This window comes from Ohtaekwangia sp. (genome assembly GCF_036786105.1).
Taxonomy (GTDB): Bacteria; Bacteroidota; Bacteroidia; order Cytophagales; family Cyclobacteriaceae; genus Ohtaekwangia.
Window position 1 is genome coordinate 68209 of sequence record NZ_DAIQRQ010000012.1, and the last position, 16692, is coordinate 84900.

Here is a 16692-nt window from a genome sequence, read left to right on the forward strand (position 1 = left end):
CCCAAAACGAAAGGGCGTATGCGCAGAATAGACCAACTGTTGTCGGAGTATGGCGAAAGCCATCAGAACCATACCAATAAATCCATTCACTGGATCTGTGTGCCGCTGATCTTCTTCAGCATTGTAGGGCTCATTGCATCTATACCTTCGCAACCGGTGCAATCGGTATTGGGCCAGGGAAATGTATATGCAAATTGGGCTACGGTAGTGCTGGTGCTGGTAACGATCTATTATGTTTCCCTATCTATACCGCTTAGCATTGGCATGATGTTGTTTGGCGTTGCCTGCCTGGCGGTAGCCAATGTTATTACGCGCCTCAATATAGCGCCACTCTGGGTGGTATGCATTGCTATATTTGTGCTCGCCTGGATCGGCCAGTTCTACGGGCACAAAGTAGAAGGCAAGAAACCATCGTTTTTGAAAGATGTTCAGTTTCTGCTGATCGGCCCCGCGTGGCTCATGCACTTTGTTTATAAAAAACTAGGAATCCCGTATTGATTGGAAGAGTATAGTTTTCATGAAGGCGTTCTGCCGATCGCATATTCTACAGACCTGGCGATTTCTTTATTCAATAAGTATGAACATATATACCTGCAGTCACCTGAAGGCTGGTATACCTTTTATGCATTGCATGATAAGTATAAATGCGTTGACTGCCTGATGCATGTTCACGTTGATGGTAAAGAGGCTAACAGTCCCCTGCGTGCACCTTTTGGTGGCCTTGAGTGTGCAGACGATGTAGCACCCGCAGTGCTTTACGCCTTTCTCGAATTTGTAACGAATCGTATCCGCGAGAAAGGCGCATCTGTTTTTACCATCAAACATGCTCCGCAAAATTATTGTTACCGGCAAAATGCGCTGACAGAAACGTTTCTGCTAAATATAGGCTTCCAGGTGGTAGATGCGGAAGTAGGAACGATTATAGAAGTGAAGCCTGATTTTATAGCCCATGCCGATACCTGGGAAAAACGAAAGCTGCGACAGGCCCAGGAAGCGCAGCTCTTTTTCCGTACAATAGATAATGAATCGCTGGACGATGTATATCTTTTTATTCTCGCATGTCGCAAACAGAAAGGATATAGCTTGTCGATGACGCTGGCCGATCTGCGCAAAACGGTTCATGAATTTCCGGAGCAGTATTATTTGTTTGGTATATACCATGACGGTAAACTGGTAGCCGCTTCTATCGCTGTTCGCGTGCGTGAAAATATACTTTATAATTTTTACTCCGATCACGACAAAGAATACGATGCCTATAGCCCTGTAGTAATGCTCCTGGAAGGCATGCATCGGTTTTGTGTTGATAATGATATAGCTATGCTTGACCTCGGTACCTCGGCAACAGACGGCAAACCAAATTTTGGTTTACTGGATTTTAAACTTCGCCTGGGTGGCAAGCCGACACCCAAGTTAACGTTTCGTAAAACATGGTAATGCAAGGTCCGCTTGTTTCAGTAATATGCCTGTGTTATAATCATGCGCAGTTCGTGGAGGAGGCGTTGCAATCGGTAATCGATCAGACTTATAAAAACATTCAGATCATTATTGTGGATGATGCCAGTAAAGACAATAGCGCATCGGTAATCAGGAACTTTATAGAACGATCCGGGCGAAGCGATATACACTTTTTACCACTGCAAGCCAACGTTGGTAACTGCAAAGCATTCAACAAAGGTTTTGCATTGGCTACAGGAGACTATATCATCGATTTTGCTACGGACGATATTATGGTGCCCGAGCGGGTGGAAAAGCAGGTTGAGTTTTTCGGAAAGCTGAATCATTCAGTAGGTGTTATATTCTCGGATGCCATTTATGTTACCAGCGATCGTAAATTTCTATACAATCATTTTGACAATCTGATCCGCAGGAAGCTGATACGATCCATACCGGAAGGCGATGTGTTTAAAGATGTACTCACTACTTATTTTATATCATCGCCCACAATGATGATCCGGAAAGAAGTGTTGGATGAGCTTGGTGGATACGATGAGAATCTTGCCTATGAAGATTTTGATTTCTGGGTGCGCTCTGCTCGCAAGTACCGGTATAATTATACCATCGAGAAACTTACCATTGTGCGCAAGACTCCTGAATCTATGTCTACCGGGTGGTATAAAATTGGCGATCGTCAGTTAGATTCTACTTACAGGGTGTGCCGCAAAGCACAAAAGCTCGTTAGAAACGAGTCAGAAGAAAAGGCTTTGATTCAACGCGTGCGTTATGAGTTGAAGCAATCCGCGTTTTCGGAGAACTTCAAAGAAGGCGAATCATTTTATACCTTGTTGAAGGAGCTAACCTCACCAGCATGGGAGGATACTTTTTATTATGCCATTATACAGTTGAAGTTGCCGCTGGCATTCCTGCGCAATGTATATAACAAAATCAAGTTCAATTAATACGATCGTTTCCACAGACGAATCTCAATAGAGATGCGGGTATCATCTTTTGATGAGTTGATGGAACCTCCATGAATCAGATAAGGAGAAAACACCAACACTTCGTTAAGGTTCGGCGATGGCCGCAGCATCGTAAAATTTCCTTTAATAGCGGTAACTGCAGGGACGTTGTATTTGATACCATTGATATCAGCTCCCTTTACGGTTCGTTCAATTTTTGACTCCGGCCATGTATGACTTCCCGGAATCATCATGAGCGATGTAAGTTCGTTGCTGCCGGCAATGGGTATATAGAGATTAATGCAATTGTCGTAATCTTCAAGCCAGATATCACGATGCAGTGGATTATTATCGGTCTTGCTGGGGCGTATTACCCGAAAATGAAATACACGTTGTTGGTCAAATGGATTTTTAGTGATCAGGGAAGTCTTGCAGATTTCGGAAATACGTTCTTCCAACAGATGTACAGCAACCGGAAACTCGCTTATGTTGAGTAGTTTTGTTTTGTCAACGGCTTTGAGGTGTGTTGCGAAATCTTCGGCTACCGTATGATAACGTGAAAGCGTAAAATTATAGTCTACCGGTAATCCTGCTTGTTGCCAGCGACTGATCAACAGACTATATACATTCTTGGCGAACTGAGCGTAAAGAGCATCATCGAAGAGCTTCTCTATCGTAAATCCGGTAGCGTGCCACGGTGTACCGGCTGTAAGATCAATGCTCTCATCCAGCAGTACTTTCTCTTCTCCCCATGTTTTTTCTCCCCGGGAATGGTATGAGAAATGATATTTACCTACAGAATACTCCATAGCCTTACTTTCTGTTATCCTCTCCCAGCACCATGCTAATATAGTTTTGATACCGGCTTCGTGCAATGGTGCCGTTTTGTACGGCTTCGATAATGGCACACTTCGGTTCGTTTATGTGGATACAGCGCGAACCGAACTTGCAGGAGAGCCGCAGGTCGCGCATCTCCGGAAAGTAATCGGAAATTTCCTGTTCGGTCATTTCTACCAATCCCCATTCTTTTACACCGGGTGTATCGATCACAAATGTTTTCTCATCCAGTGCAAACATTTCAGCAAAGGTTGTGGTGTGTGTACCCTTTTCTGAAAAGGCAGATATATCACCAACGCTCTGATTGATGGCGGGTGCGATCTTGTTGAGCAGTGTAGATTTACCTACACCTGAGTGCCCGGCTATCAGCGTAACTTTGTCTTGCAATATTGCACGGATCATCTCCGGGTTGTCTGCCTGTGCTGATATAGAAAAGCAGGTTACGCCAATGCTTTCATATAGTGCTATGAGTTGCTTTACCTGCTCAACTTCTTCTTCGCTTAATAAATCTCTTTTGTTGAATACAATCACTTGCGGGATTCTGAACGCTTCTGCACTTACCAGGAAACGATCTATAAATCCCAGTGAAGTTCTGGGCATAGCCAGTGTTACTACCAGTAAAGCCTGATCGATATTCGCGGCCAGCACATGAGAGTGGCCCGTCTTTTTTACTGACTGTCGTAAGATGTGATTGTCGCGGGGAAGAATAGCAGTGATGGAACCTATATCGTGATCGAGGTCAAACGCAACACGATCGCCCACCGCTACGGGGTTTGTCTCTTTAATGCCTTCCAGGCGGATCTTTCCACGCACGCGACAGGTATATTTCTTTCCGTCTGCGAGAACATCGTAGAACGATCCGGTGGAGCGCATGACTATTCCATTCATTTAAACGTGTTATCTGGTTGATGGCTGTAAATGGCTGCTGGCCTCTGGCCGCAAGCTACTGGTGGTGTGAGTGTTGGTTAGAGTGTGTTTGGTTCCCCACAGAATAACAAAGATTTTTAAATGCATTTTTTTTGTGTAATTCTGTGAGTTCTGTGGGAATATTTATGACTTAACAATACCTCGACAATATTCCATGATCTTTTCAGTGGCACCCAGATTTTCTTCTACATATTGCCGCGTTACTTCGCAGGCGAGCAGGAAGTTCTCGGGTATATTCAGCATCTCGTATTTTGCTTTCAGATCGGTATAGTCTGATACTTCAAACGCCCCGCCCCGATTGATCAGGTCAACTGCTTCCTGGAACTTCTCGAAATTTTTATTCCCGAAAAGTATAGGTACTCCATAGCATGCAGCTTCAAGAATATTATGCAGGCCTTTGCCGAAGGCGCCTCCTATATATGCAAACTCACCATATCTATAAAGGCGCGAAAGCATGCCAATGTTATCGATGATCAACACCTGGAAGTCTTCCGGCTTTACATGCTCGGCTACCGAATAGCGGATCGATTTTACCTGCAATGCTTTTTCAAGATTGGAGATGAATGATTCGGTGATCTCGTGCGGAGCAATGATAAACTTCATCCGGTTCTCGTTAATGAACGGAGCCAGCACATCGAGGTCTTCCGGCCAGCAGCTGCCAATTACCATGGCCTTCTGATCATTCTTGAATGCCCTGGCGATAGCAATCTCTCCGCTTTGCTTTACAATCTGATGAACCCGATCGAAACGTGTATCGCCTACACGTTTGCAATTGGTAATATGGATAGTCTGAAGCAGTTGTCGTGACTCATCGTTTTGTACAAAGAAGTAAGAGAATTGGGTGAGTATCTTCCGGTAAAACCCGCCATAGCGTTGAAAGAACAATTGTTCTTTACGAAAGATAGCCGATATCGATATGAGCGGAATGTTGTGTGTGCGGAGTTCGTGCGCATAATGATACCAGAATTCATACTTTACAAAAATAGCCAGTGTGGGCTTGGCAATCGCTATAAACCTGCGGGCGTTGTGAGCTGTATCCAACGGCAGGTAGTATACATAATCTGCCTGGTCATAATTCTTGCGAACCTCATAGCCGGAAGGAGAAAAGAATGTGAGCAGTATGGAGACGTTAGGAAATTCTTTCTTCAGAGCTTCGATTACCGGGCGCCCTTGCTCAAACTCTCCCAATGAAGCACAGTGAACCCATATCAGGGGCGTTGTGCCCGCACGATCAACATCGGCTGACAGTCGCCTGAATATCTTTTTGCGCCCAGTAACAAATGCCTTTGCTTTGGGATGAAAGATGCTGGCGAGCTTTATCAAGACCCCAAGCAATTGAATTGAAATGCTGTATAGGAACTCCATTCTTACGCAAAAATACAAAGCAAGGTATAAGACCTGCGATTATTTTATGATCTTTACTTAAACAAAGTTTACCAAATCTGATATTTTGGAATGAATAAGCGTTTAATCAAAATTATATGGAATTGATCAAAAGAACAGCAGTTGTACTCAGCCTATTTTTTACTGCATCTATACCAGCTTTGGCCCAGGATGATATAGACAGGTTGTTGAAAAATGATATTAATGATGGAAAGCTATTAATTGGTGGCTACATCGCTCCCTTCATGAAAAGCGTTGCCCTTGGCCTTAATTCCGGCTGGTATAACACCGCAAAAACACACAAGCTTATCGGTATCGATCTTACCATTACCGCCAGCGCAATGACTATTCCAAAAAGCGAGCTGTTCTACGATGTCTCCAAATTAAATTTATCCAGAGTGGAGCTTGTAGCCCCCGGTAGTGTCAGCCATCCGCAGGGGTCTCCCGACTATCCGAATGCTCCTACTATATTCGGGCCAGACAGAGCGCCTGTTTACCAGGAGAAAGGAAATCTTTTACCGAACAATACATACGAAGGCCCCAGCGGTCTTGATCTCAAACACAATGTAGGCAATAACTGGATGCCCGTGCCCATGGTGCATCTGGGTATAGGTCTGCCGAAAGGAACAGATCTGAAGGTGCGGTTTACACCTTCCATTGATATTAATGATAACTCACATTTCAAACTGTTTGGTATAGGTGTTATGCACGATGTAAAGCAATATATACCGGGGCTTCGTTTATTGCCTTTCGATCTTTCGGCTTTTGTAGGATATACACACCTGGCGATCAACTATAAATATACTAATACGGATATCATGACCGACAACGCCAGAGGTGAAATGGCCATGAATGCCACGACTATTCAGGGAGTTATCTCTAAAAAAGTGTCGGTGCTTACCGTATACGGTGGTCTTGGCTACAACATTGTTAAATCTAACCTGAGCATGCTGGGTAAATGGGATGTGAACAATGATGGAACATACCAGTCGCAAGAGGTTAATCCATTAGATTTGCGCTATACAGCATCCGGCCCGCGCATGTCGGCTGGGTTTCGCCTGAAGCTGGCAGTGTTTACCTTACATGCTGACTATACATTACAAAAATACAACGCACTCACCGTTGGTTTCGGTATCAACGTGCGATAAGTTAATCTTTACACTGTAGAATAAAAGCAACGGTATCGGGCCGTTGCTTTTGTTTTTTATAGCAGGTTCCATTGCTTTTTCCTGATAAATGTGTGGCATCGCTTTTTCAAAAGGCATAATAATGAAAGCTTATATACGGAAGTCAGTTGTTATCATGCTTTTTTCGCTGTGTGTATGCAGCGCATTTGCCCAGCGGGATTCAGTATATTATACTTCTTATAAAAAGATCATTACCGGTCGTTTTTATCTTTCGCAGAAATATACTTCGTTGCGTTTCAGAAATCTTACCGATGGCATTCATATCCGCTATCGCCCCAACACAACGTTGAACATGGGCGTTGGTGCCACCTATCAATGGGCAACGCTGAACCTGGCGTATGGGTTTGGTTTTCTGAATAACGATTCTGAAAAAGGCAGAACACGATACCTCGATCTGCAAACACATATTTATGGACGCAAAATATTGGTAGATGGCTTCGGTCAGTTCTACCGCGGCTTTTACCTCGATAACAGCCAGATCAAAGACGGCACCACCGGCTATTACCAACGTGCTGATGTTAAAGTGCATTTTCTGGGTATATCAGGTATGTATCTCTTCAACCATGCGAAGCTTTCTTATCGTGCGTCTACCCTGCAGAGCGAGTGGCAACAGCGATCAGCAGGTTCTCTGCTGGCGGGACTCGAGTTTTTTGCAGGCATAGTCAGGGCAGATAGTGCGCTGGTGCCGGCTGCACTGCTAAAGGAGGACAACGGATCGGCTGTGGGCCGTATTGATTTTGTAGAAGTCGGTCCGAATGTTGGCTATGTGTATACTTTTGTTTACAGGAAGCATTTCTTCATTACCGGTCAGGCAACCGTAAGTTTAGACTACGGCCGGAATACATTGCTGGTTGATAACCAGCGTATCACTTCATCGTCTGTAAGTCCTAATTCATCTTTTAATTTCTTCGCGGGCTATAATTCAAAGACATGGGCTTTCAGTTTTGTATTCGTTAACAAGAACATTAACATCGCCTCGCAGCGCGATAAAAAGATTGAGCTCAACACAGGCAACCTGCGCTTTAATGTAGTGCATCGCTTTGTGCCGCGCGGAAAAACCAGGAGAATACTGAAGAAAGTTATTGATTGAGGAGTCGTTATCCGTTAATCGTTACAGGTTAATAGACAAACGGATAACAGCTAACGATTAACCGATAACGGCTATCTATTTTCCCTTAAACTCCGGCTTGCGTCTCTCTACAAAAGCACGCATGCCTTCTTTCTGATCTTCAGAAGCAAAGGCGAGGTAGAAGTTCTTTCGTTCAAACGAGAGGCCCTCATCGAGGTGTGTTTCAAAAGAACGATTCACGGCTTCTTTGGCAAGCTGTGCTGCTATTGGCGACATCTGCGCTATTTCCCGGGCGAGTTGCACCGCTTCATACAGATACATTTCAACAGGCACTACCTTGTTTACAAGCCCATACGACAATGCTTCTTCTGCGGATATAAATCTGCCTGTTAGCACAAGTTCCATCGCCTTCGCCTTACCGATTGCTTTGGTGAGGCGTTGTGTACCACCAGCACCAGGCATAACGCCGATTTTGATTTCTGGCTGACCAAATTTCGAACTCTCGGAAGCAATGATCATATCGCACATCATGGCGAGTTCACAGCCACCGCCCAAGGCAAATCCGGACACAGCCGCGATGATCGGCTTTTTGATCTTCCGTATCTGGTCCCACGTACTGAACTGATCGATCAACAACATATCGATGGCGCTCTTGTCGGCCATTTGTTTAATGTCGGCTCCCGCTGCAAACGCCTGTTCATTACCGGTAATGATGATGGTGCGCACCGCTTCATTTTTATCCAGTTGTTGCAGGGCATCACGCAGTTCCTGCATAAGCTGGGTGTTGAGTGCATTGAGCTCTTTCGGGCGGTTTAGTCGGATCAGCGCAATGAAAGGTTCGTGCTGTTCGGTAACCTGAATGAATTCCATCGGGATATGTTTTTATAAATGTAGAGAAGAGCACGAAGGATCAAAAGACCATAAAAAAAGAAAAGCCTCCCGGAGGAGGCTTTTCAAACCAAAAGGCAGTACTTAAAAAAGTGTGCTATGCATACGTAAATAAGATTTTGAATGCTTTTGTAACCCTCATCCCGATTATTTTTGCACGGGAAAATGATTGGATAGTTGCAGATTTGGACCTAGAAATCTCATAATGAAGGAGTTTGACGTCCTTTGTGCCGCATTTTGATAAGGAATAAATACATGGAACAAGTAAAAATACTGTTTGTATGCCTGGGCAATATTTGCCGTTCGCCCCTGGCAGAGGCTGTTTTCAAGCATAAAATAAAAGGTACCGCACTCGAAAAAATTGTGAAAGCAGACTCCTGCGGAACGTCCAATTACCACATTGGCGATATTCCGGATAGTCGTACCATTGCCAATGCAAAGAAAAACGGCGTGGAAATCGATCACTACGGCCGCCAGCTTTGCACAAACGATCTGGAGCAGTTCGATTATATTCTGGCAATGGATAACAGTAACTATCAGAATATTCTCCGGCTCGCCCATGCCAGCCATCATTCAGATAAAGTGCAACTGATGCGCAACTTCGATCCGCAGGGCAAAGGCCTGGAAGTACCCGATCCGTATTACGGAGGTGAACGTGGTTTTCAGGAAGTGTTTGATATACTCGATCGGTCTATGGATCAGTTCATCGCACATCTTGAAGAAGTACATCTCTCCGGGGCTAAAGCCTGACGAGTACCTGCAACGTTGATCGCGAAGACTGCTCCAGCAACACGCCAGCATGATTGCGATACTTCTCGGAAGTAGCAGCATCGTAGTTTTTCACCGTAATAAGTGTAAGACCGGTGTTATAGAATACTTCAAACTGCTGCTGCAATTTCTGGATCAGCGACAATACCTTGTGTTCGCGAAAATCGAGGCAGAAAGAGAACGATATGGCAGAGTTCTGCATCACATTCAGGCGAAGATCAAGGGAGGAGAGCGCCTGAAAGATCGTGCTCAGGTGTTCTTCTGTAATAAATGTATAATCAGTCACCTTGCAGGAGATGAGGCACTGGTTGTCTTTAAAAACAATAAGCGGAGGCAGCGAGTCAACAGTACATTCGTGGATCTTCGTTCCGGGTAAAGACGGATCTTCAAAGTTCTTTACAAAAAGCGGTATACCTTTATTGGCGAGCGGCTTGATGGTTTTCGGATGAATAACATTGGCACCGTAATACGTCATTTCTGCGGCCTCACGGAAGGGCAGTTCTTCAAAGACAGTAGCAGCCGGCAATCGCTTGGGATCGGCATTCATTACGCCCGGTACATCTTTCCAGATTGTAACGGAATCGGCCTGCAGGCTGGAAGCAAATATAGCGGCCGAGAAATCGGAACCTTCACGTCCCAGCGTGGTAGTATATCCTGTATCCGTACGGCCTATAAATCCTTGTGTGATGATGATGTTTTTGGCAAGTACTGGCTTTAATGCCTGGATACGGGTGGTTGTTTTCGCCCATTCTACTTTGCCTTCGCGATAACAGGCATCGGTGGCAATGCATGTGCGGGCATCCAGCCAGTGCGAAGATTCTCCCTGTGCGAGCAGGTAATGATGAACAATTACCGATGAGATCAATTCGCCTATCGATACTACCTGATCGTATACTTGATCGAATTCACCGGGTGTAGCCAATTGTGCTTCGAGTTCCTTAAAAAGGGAAGCCACCGCTTGGTATACCGGATGTGATGACGGAAATAATTCGCGGAGTATCTCTTGATGATAGTCGTTGAGTGTGGTAATTTGAGATGAAGCATTTTGACCGGAGGTTGCCAGGCTATGAATTTTCTCCAGGGCATTGGTGGTTTTGCCCATCGCAGAAACCACTACGAATACATTGTATGGGCCATGCTGGCGGATGATGGATACCACGTTCTTTACGCCGGCAGCATTTTTCAGGGAGGCACCTCCGAATTTAAAAACCTTCATTTGAATTGACTAAATCGTTTGCGGAATTAACTTGGGCCAAATTTAAAGCATGCAAAGATCAATCAATAAAGCCAACACACCAAGTATTGAAACATCAAGAATTGCCCAGCCTATCGGTAGTACGCTCGATCGGTTCATAAAGAATAACCAGGATCAGTTTGCCTATGCCAGTGGCGAGCTTTCGCAACTGCTGCGCGATATAGCGCTGGCCTCGAAGGTGGTAAACCGCGAAGTGAACAAGGCAGGTCTGATCGATATCATGGGTGCAGTAGGCTCTCAAAATACTGCCGGTGATGATCAGCAGAAACTGGATGTGCTGGCCAACATTCGCTTTACGCGTGCCCTTGCCAAAGGAGGCGAGGTGTGTGCGCTGGTATCGGAAGAAGCAGAAACTTTCGCTGACCTCAACAACGATGGTAAATATGTAATTGCCATCGATCCGCTGGATGGATCTTCAAACATCGATGTGAATGTTTCTATCGGAACGATCTTTTCAATCTATCGCAGAAAAAGTCCGGTAGGCACACCGATACAACCCGATGATATACTGCAGCGTGGTGCCGACCAGGTAGCGGCAGGCTATGTACTCTATGGTTCCTCCACCATGTTGGTATATACCACAGGCCATGGCGTGAATGGATTTACCTACGAGCCCACACTGGGAGAATACTTTCTCTCGCATCCGGATATGCACATGCCTTACGATGGTAGAATATATTCTATCAATGAAGGCTCTGCCAATTCGTTCAGTCAGCCTGTGAAAGATTATGTACAGTATTGTAAGGATCAGAAATATACTGCGCGCTATATAGGTTCGCTGGTAGCCGATTTTCATCGCAACATGCTGAAAGGTGGTATCTATATATACCCTGCAACAGCCAAAGATCCGCAAGGTAAGTTACGCCTCATCTACGAATGTAATGCGCTTGCTTTTGTAGCAGAGCAGGCGGGGGGAAGCGCCACCAATGGTTCAATGCGTATACTCGATATTAAACCCGATAGTCTGCATCAGCGCACAGCGTTGTACGTGGGTTCGCGAAACATGGTGGAAAAATCAGCGACCTTCGTATAAAGAACCAGCCCTTCGTAAGAATACCGTAGTATTTTTACTCTTTCGCGGGTTATTTCAGCAAACACAAAACAACCATTCATGAACCGTTATATTTTTATTTGTATACTCATGATATCGGCTATAGCCGTGCGGGCGCAAAAAGGTTTTACATTAAACGAGCGCAGCGACAAAAAGAAAGTAGAAGTCTTATATGATGGGAAATTAATCACGGCCTACTGTTATTTTGATTCCACTGAAAAGCCGGTTTTGTTTCCACTCAAAACACTTACAGGTAATGTAGTAACACGCGGATATCCCATTGCTCCACGAGCCGGAGAACGCACCGACCATCCGCATCACGTTGGCTTGTGGCTTAACTACGAAAGTGTAAACGGACTTGATTTCTGGAACAATAGCAACGCTATACCGGCAGAGAAAAAGAATCTGTATGGATCAATCCGTCATATAAAAATACTCAAATCAAAAGCCGGTAAAGATCGTGCTGAATTGCAAACACTCAGTCACTGGGTAGATATCAACGGTAAAGTTCTGTTGGAAGAAACGACAGACTTTATCTTCACTGTAAAAGACGGAAGTTTTATAATCGATCGCGGTTGTGTGTTGAAAGCGATGACTGATGATGTACTATTTAAAGATGTAAAAGATGGTATGATCGCGTTGCGCGTAGCCCGCCCTTTGGAGATGCCATCCAAGCAGGAAGATAAATTTGTAGACGCACATGGCAACGTTACGGCCGTATCCAAGCTTGATAACGGTGGCGTTACCGGGCTCTATGTGAACAAGGAGGGTGTAACCGGCGATGACACATGGGCCAAACGTTCTGTGTGGACTTGCCTGAATGGCGAGAAGGATGGCGAAAAGATTTCCATCGCCATCATCGATCATCCTAAAAATCCAGGGTATCCTACCTATTGGCATGCACGTGGCTATGGATTGTTTGCAGCCAATCCGTTAGGTCAAAAAGTTTTCAGTCAGGGTAAAGAAGAGTTGAATATGAAGCTGAAGAAAGATCAGACAGCAAAATTTCAATACAGAGTCATTATACATTCGGGCGATACGCTTTCATCACAGGCATTGAACGCCATGGCGGATGATTTTGCCAAGGTCAGATAAAAATATACCTGTGAAAGATACAAATGAAAAAGCCGGACAGAAGCCCGGCTTTTCGTTTAAGTATAGGTGTAAAATTATTTCTTCTCTTCTTCGGCAGCGGCTGTAAGGATTTCAGCAGCGTACTTTTGAATCAGTTCATACCATTTCACCAGCTTCTTGATGTCAGATACATATACACGATCTTCGTCATAATCAGGAAGTACAGACTTGAGGAATGCTTTCAACTCAGAACCATCGGAGTTGGAGTCTACACCCAAATCGTTGCCATATTCGGTATGTATCTTTTTTAAAACATTTTCCAGCGCAACAGTACCTTCCTTGGTGGTGGTATAAATTGAAATTTCATTCAACAAGGAAAGACGGTGATTGGCGGTAGCCACAATTTTTGTCCTGGCTTCATCGAGAGATTCCAGTATTACGCCCGACTTTGTAGGAGCCATTACTTTAAAGAGTCCTCCTTTACCGGAGATCGTTGCGAGTTCTGCTAAGGTCATACGTACAATTAATCAATGGCCGCAAAGCTAAGGAAAAACAGGTTTAATGTTACAGGTTCAAGGCTTAAGGTTCAAAGTTTAAAGTTCGGGGTTAAAAGTTCAAAGCTCAGGGTTTGAGTGGCAGGTCTATAGATATTGCAGTTATTCAGATTGTTGATTATATACCTCAAGTGCATCGTCAATGAAGGCAAGCACTTCATCACGTCCCGTTTTTGTTTCCGCAGAAGTGGTAAGACTTGGCGGCAGTTCATCCCATTCCTGCAGCAGCGTTTTGTTGAACTGACTGATGTTTCGCTGCAGCTCGTTGCGACTCAACTTGTCGGCCTTGGTGAAGATAAGAGCCAGCGGTATACCTTTGCTGCCCACCCAGTTGATAAAGCTCAGGTCAATCTTTTGTGGCTCGAGCCGGCAATCGATCAATATAAAAAGGCAGGAAAGGTTTTCGCGTTGCAGTACATACCCTTCTATCATTTTGCCAAAACCTTCCCGTAAACTTTTACTTACACTTGCATAGCCATACCCCGGAAGGTCTACCAGATACCACGCTTTGTTAATGAGGAAGTGGTTGATGGTTTGTGTTTTGCCGGGCTTGGCAGAAGTTTTGGCCAGGTCGCGACTTTGAGTTAACATGTTGATCAGCGATGACTTACCAACATTAGAGCGGCCGATGAAGGCAAATTCGGGCTTATCAGGAAGAGGGCATTTTCGCACATCTGCATAACTGGAAATGAACTCGGCCGAAGTAATCTTCATCTGTTAAAGTAATAATTGAAGCCCAAAATACTAAGTTTGTAATAAATGTGTCTTTATGATTTCAAATTTCTGTTTCTAAATCCACAGTTTTTCCTATCTTGTAGTATAATTGTAAACCTTTTTTATTAATACTTTAGTGTAAAACTTTTTAAGCAATGTCCAGTATCCGAAGTGTACTGATTTTTTTGACTCTACTCGTGCTCTCCCAATCAGTTTTCAGCCAGCAAGATCCGAAAGAACTTGCCCGGGAGTACATGACTCAGGCCGAACTTACCCTGGAAGCAACCAAAGCGATTGACGATGCCCGCGGGCTGGTAGTAACGGCTGCCGACCTCGACACAACGTTCATTAAAGCCAACTACGAAGCGGGCCGCCTGCACCTCATCACGATCGATAAACACCTCGCCGTGAAATTCCTGCTTCGCGTATATCGTCAGGACCCGACATACCGGTTTGATATTGAGTATTCGATCGGAAGAAGTTACCAGTTCGGTGAAAAATTCGACAAGGCCATAGAGTTTTATAATCTATACAAGGAAAAACTTGCCAGGAAAGCCAACTATCAGGGCAAAGACAAAGTAGATGCGGCTGTAGTAGATCGTGCTATATATGAATGTCAGAATGCAAAAGAGTTCTTTGCAAACCCCAAGAACTTCTCTATTGTAAATATAGGTCGCGAGATCAACTCCGAATACGAAGACTACGTGCCCGTACTCAACGAAAATGAAACGGAGCTGTTTTTTACTACTCGCCGCAGAGATGACAACTTGAACCAAAACGTGGCAGACGATAACAAGCCCTGGGAAGATATATTCTTTTCCACCAAGACCGGCAACACGTGGTCGTATGCCAAAAACATTGGCGAGCCGGTAAACACCCCTTACCACAACTCCAACCTCGGTTTGTCTGCCGATGGTAATACCTTGTTCATTTACATGGATGAAGGTGGAGGAGATATATATTATAGCGAGCGTGCCAATGGCACGTGGGGCGAGCCCATTCCAATGCCGGGCATCATCAACTCCAGCTTTGAAGAAAAGTCAGTATCTATATCGGCTGATGAGAAGACACTATATTTTTCCAGTAACCGCCCGGGTGGCTTCGGTGGTCTTGACCTATACCGGGCTACTAAAGACAGTAAAGGCGAATGGTCTAACGTGAAAAACCTAGGGCCAAAAATCAACACTGATCAGGACGATGACGCTCCGTTTATTGACTATGACTTGGTAACACTATATTTCAGTAGCAAAGGTCATAAAGGTATGGGGGGGTTTGATGTGTTTAAAACAACATTCGATCCTGCCACCAACGAATGGACTGAACCTGAAAACCTGGGCTACCCAATTAACACGCCCGATAACGATATATACTTCGTATCTTCTAAAGACAGCAAGCGTGCTTACTACTCTTCTGTTCGTGAAGATGGTATGGGATATACGGATATATATGTGATTACCATTCCGGAAGGCTTGAAAAATGAACAACCTGCAGTGGCTAAAAATCCGGAACCTCCGGTGGATACAGCGCAGACTACCTCAACGGAGCCTGTGGTTACGAAGAACGAACCGAAGACAGATCCTGTAAAGGTTGATCCAACCAAGAACAATCCTCCGGTAAAAGAACCAAAGACAGAGCCGACAAAGACTGAGCCAACAAAGACTCAGCCTGTTAAAGAACCCAAGAAACCTATTGTACCGCTCAAGTATGTAATAGCTGTGGTGGATGCGGCTGATAAATCTCCACTGGATGCAAAAGTAAAACTGGTGGGAGCGAAGGACAATGTGATTGTAGGATCATCTTCACAAGGCAATGGTGTGTATGAATTCCTGATTAAGAATCCGAAGGCCAAAGAATATCGCTTGTCTGTAGATCGCGATGGCTATGCTTACCAGAATCAGAATATAAAAATAGAAGGTGCTACCACCGAAGAGAAAACGGTTAACCGCACCGTTGAGCTTCGCAAGCTGTCGGTAGGTGTTACCGGTATACTGCGCAATATTTACTTTGACTTCGATAAAGCAACATTCGAAACCGAGTCGTACGTTGAACTTAACAAGCTCGAAGCCATGATGCGTACAAATAGCAACATGACCATCGAGCTGGCAGGTCATACCGATGCTATTGGTACAAAAGCATATAACATGTTCCTTTCACAGAAACGCGCTGAAGCTGTAAAAGACTACCTGACCAAGAAAGGTATTGATACCCGCAGAATAAAAGCGGTTGGTTACGGCAAGAGCAAGCCACTCGCCAGCAACGATGACGAATCGGAAGGCCGTGAGCTGAACAGACGCGTGGAGTTTAAGGTATTGTCAAATTAGTTGTGAGCAGCGAGCTTTGAGCTGTGAGAGGCTGCAGGCTGCTGGAACGTATACTATAAGCGAACGTAATTACTATAACCTATACCGAATGTCAGATGGAGCCCATCTGACATTCGTGTTTATAAACGCTCGTAACTTCAGATAAACTTTCCAGTAGCCTGAAGCCAGCAGCTTGCGACCTCATGGCCCGTAGCTCACAGCTCGTAACTGTTCCCTACAGCTATTTCTACACAACGATTTCATTCCTACCGCCAAACCCCATACCTTC

General features: G+C 44.8%; 16 protein-coding genes. 9 read left to right on the forward strand and 7 right to left on the reverse strand.

Going from position 1 to position 16692, the window contains the following annotated elements; translation table 11 throughout:
• Positions 1-18 precede the first annotated feature (18 nt).
• The 3 genes from V7Q33_RS08185 to V7Q33_RS08195 are packed head-to-tail and all read left to right on the forward strand — an operon-like array spanning position 19 to position 2396.
• Positions 19-498: an Mpo1 family 2-hydroxy fatty acid dioxygenase gene (locus V7Q33_RS08185; protein WP_331978229.1), complete on the forward strand. Its 480-nt coding sequence runs from the start codon at positions 19-21 to the stop codon at positions 496-498.
• On the forward strand, positions 499-1434 hold the full coding sequence (locus V7Q33_RS08190) for a GNAT family N-acetyltransferase (RefSeq protein WP_331978227.1): 936 nt from the start codon (positions 499-501) through the stop codon (positions 1432-1434).
• Positions 1428-2396, forward strand: a complete 969-nt coding sequence (locus V7Q33_RS08195; protein ID WP_333819519.1) for a glycosyltransferase — start codon at positions 1428-1430, stop codon at positions 2394-2396. The genes V7Q33_RS08190 and V7Q33_RS08195 overlap by 7 nt, the downstream gene beginning before the upstream one ends.
• On the opposite strand, the gene V7Q33_RS08200 is transcribed toward V7Q33_RS08195, so the two are convergent.
• From V7Q33_RS08200 to V7Q33_RS08210, 3 genes are all read right to left on the reverse strand, one after another.
• Positions 2393-3205 carry a phytanoyl-CoA dioxygenase family protein gene (locus tag V7Q33_RS08200; protein ID WP_333819520.1) on the reverse strand — a complete coding sequence of 271 codons (813 nt, stop codon included), beginning with the start codon at positions 3203-3205 and terminating at the stop codon, positions 2393-2395. The two genes, V7Q33_RS08195 and V7Q33_RS08200, sit on opposite strands and share 4 nt — an antisense overlap.
• 4 nt (positions 3206-3209) lie before the next feature.
• On the reverse strand, positions 3210-4121 hold the full coding sequence (gene rsgA / locus V7Q33_RS08205; RefSeq protein WP_331978221.1) for a ribosome small subunit-dependent GTPase A: 912 nt from the start codon (positions 4119-4121) through the stop codon (positions 3210-3212).
• Positions 4122-4283: 162 nt separating this feature from the next.
• Complete coding sequence (locus V7Q33_RS08210) at positions 4284-5483, reverse strand: 3-deoxy-D-manno-octulosonic acid transferase (protein ID WP_333819521.1); 1200 nt, start codon at positions 5481-5483, stop codon at positions 4284-4286.
• Between the two features lie 158 nt (positions 5484-5641).
• On the opposite strand from V7Q33_RS08210, the gene V7Q33_RS08215 reads away from it, so the two are divergent.
• Both V7Q33_RS08215 and V7Q33_RS08220 read left to right on the forward strand, forming a co-directional pair.
• Entirely contained in the window at positions 5642-6691 is a 1050-nt protein-coding gene (locus tag V7Q33_RS08215) for a DUF6588 family protein (RefSeq protein ID WP_333819522.1), read from the forward strand.
• Between the two features lie 121 nt (positions 6692-6812).
• Positions 6813-7820: a DUF4421 domain-containing protein gene (locus V7Q33_RS08220; protein ID WP_331978217.1), complete on the forward strand. Its 1008-nt coding sequence runs from the start codon at positions 6813-6815 to the stop codon at positions 7818-7820.
• A gap of 75 nt (positions 7821-7895) precedes the next feature.
• Here V7Q33_RS08220 and V7Q33_RS08225 read toward each other — a convergent pair whose 3' ends face one another.
• Complete coding sequence (locus tag V7Q33_RS08225) at positions 7896-8669, reverse strand: enoyl-CoA hydratase-related protein (RefSeq protein ID WP_333819523.1); 774 nt, start codon at positions 8667-8669, stop codon at positions 7896-7898.
• A gap of 273 nt (positions 8670-8942) precedes the next feature.
• On the opposite strand from V7Q33_RS08225, the gene V7Q33_RS08230 reads away from it, so the two are divergent.
• Entirely contained in the window at positions 8943-9437 is a 495-nt protein-coding gene (locus V7Q33_RS08230; RefSeq protein WP_333819525.1) for a low molecular weight protein-tyrosine-phosphatase, read from the forward strand.
• Here the strand turns inward: V7Q33_RS08230 and V7Q33_RS08235 are convergent.
• Entirely contained in the window at positions 9427-10671 is a 1245-nt protein-coding gene (locus tag V7Q33_RS08235) for an aspartate kinase (protein ID WP_333819527.1), read from the reverse strand. The genes V7Q33_RS08230 and V7Q33_RS08235 overlap by 11 nt on opposite strands.
• A gap of 49 nt (positions 10672-10720) precedes the next feature.
• Here V7Q33_RS08235 and fbp point away from each other — a divergent pair, with 49 nt between their 5' ends.
• A complete protein-coding gene (gene fbp, locus V7Q33_RS08240; protein ID WP_333819528.1) occupies positions 10721-11743 on the forward strand; it encodes a class 1 fructose-bisphosphatase in 1023 nt (340 codons plus the stop codon).
• Positions 11744-11821: 78 nt separating this feature from the next.
• A complete protein-coding gene (locus tag V7Q33_RS08245; protein WP_331977913.1) occupies positions 11822-12856 on the forward strand; it encodes a PmoA family protein in 1035 nt (344 codons plus the stop codon).
• A 74-nt stretch (positions 12857-12930) separates the two neighbouring features.
• Here the strand turns inward: V7Q33_RS08245 and V7Q33_RS08250 are convergent, their stop codons facing one another.
• Positions 12931-13350: a DUF5606 family protein gene (locus V7Q33_RS08250; RefSeq protein ID WP_331977915.1), complete on the reverse strand. Its 420-nt coding sequence runs from the start codon at positions 13348-13350 to the stop codon at positions 12931-12933.
• A 141-nt stretch (positions 13351-13491) separates the two neighbouring features.
• The gene (gene yihA, locus V7Q33_RS08255) at positions 13492-14103 is read right to left on the reverse strand and encodes a ribosome biogenesis GTP-binding protein YihA/YsxC (protein WP_331977917.1); all 612 of its coding nucleotides are present in this window, start codon (positions 14101-14103) and stop codon (positions 13492-13494) included.
• 155 nt (positions 14104-14258) lie between these two features.
• On the opposite strand from yihA, the gene V7Q33_RS08260 reads away from it, so the two are divergent.
• Positions 14259-16424 carry an OmpA family protein gene (locus V7Q33_RS08260; protein ID WP_331977919.1) on the forward strand — a complete coding sequence of 722 codons (2166 nt, stop codon included), beginning with the start codon at positions 14259-14261 and terminating at the stop codon, positions 16422-16424.
• Positions 16425-16692 lie beyond the last annotated feature (268 nt).

Excerpts from the sequence above, each read along its gene's own strand:
- V7Q33_RS08200 (WP_333819520.1), bottom strand. The coding sequence starts at position 3,205 with ATGGAGTATTCTGTAGGTAAATATCATTTCTCATACCATTCCCGGGGA.
- V7Q33_RS08235 (WP_333819527.1), bottom strand. The coding sequence starts at position 10,671 with ATGAAGGTTTTTAAATTCGGAGGTGCCTCCCTGAAAAATGCTGCCGGC.
- yihA (WP_331977917.1), bottom strand. The coding sequence starts at position 14,103 with ATGAAGATTACTTCGGCCGAGTTCATTTCCAGTTATGCAGATGTGCGA.
- V7Q33_RS08185 (WP_331978229.1), top strand. The coding sequence starts at position 19 with ATGCGCAGAATAGACCAACTGTTGTCGGAGTATGGCGAAAGCCATCAG.
- V7Q33_RS08215 (WP_333819522.1), top strand. The coding sequence starts at position 5,642 with ATGGAATTGATCAAAAGAACAGCAGTTGTACTCAGCCTATTTTTTACT.
- rsgA (WP_331978221.1), bottom strand. The coding sequence starts at position 4,121 with ATGAATGGAATAGTCATGCGCTCCACCGGATCGTTCTACGATGTTCTC.
- V7Q33_RS08220 (WP_331978217.1), top strand. The coding sequence starts at position 6,813 with ATGAAAGCTTATATACGGAAGTCAGTTGTTATCATGCTTTTTTCGCTG.
- V7Q33_RS08250 (WP_331977915.1), bottom strand. The coding sequence starts at position 13,350 with ATGACCTTAGCAGAACTCGCAACGATCTCCGGTAAAGGAGGACTCTTT.
- V7Q33_RS08195 (WP_333819519.1), top strand. The coding sequence starts at position 1,428 with ATGGTAATGCAAGGTCCGCTTGTTTCAGTAATATGCCTGTGTTATAAT.
- fbp (WP_333819528.1), top strand. The coding sequence starts at position 10,721 with ATGCAAAGATCAATCAATAAAGCCAACACACCAAGTATTGAAACATCA.
- V7Q33_RS08225 (WP_333819523.1), bottom strand. The coding sequence starts at position 8,669 with ATGGAATTCATTCAGGTTACCGAACAGCACGAACCTTTCATTGCGCTG.
- V7Q33_RS08230 (WP_333819525.1), top strand. The coding sequence starts at position 8,943 with ATGGAACAAGTAAAAATACTGTTTGTATGCCTGGGCAATATTTGCCGT.
- V7Q33_RS08260 (WP_331977919.1), top strand. The coding sequence starts at position 14,259 with ATGTCCAGTATCCGAAGTGTACTGATTTTTTTGACTCTACTCGTGCTC.
- V7Q33_RS08245 (WP_331977913.1), top strand. The coding sequence starts at position 11,822 with ATGAACCGTTATATTTTTATTTGTATACTCATGATATCGGCTATAGCC.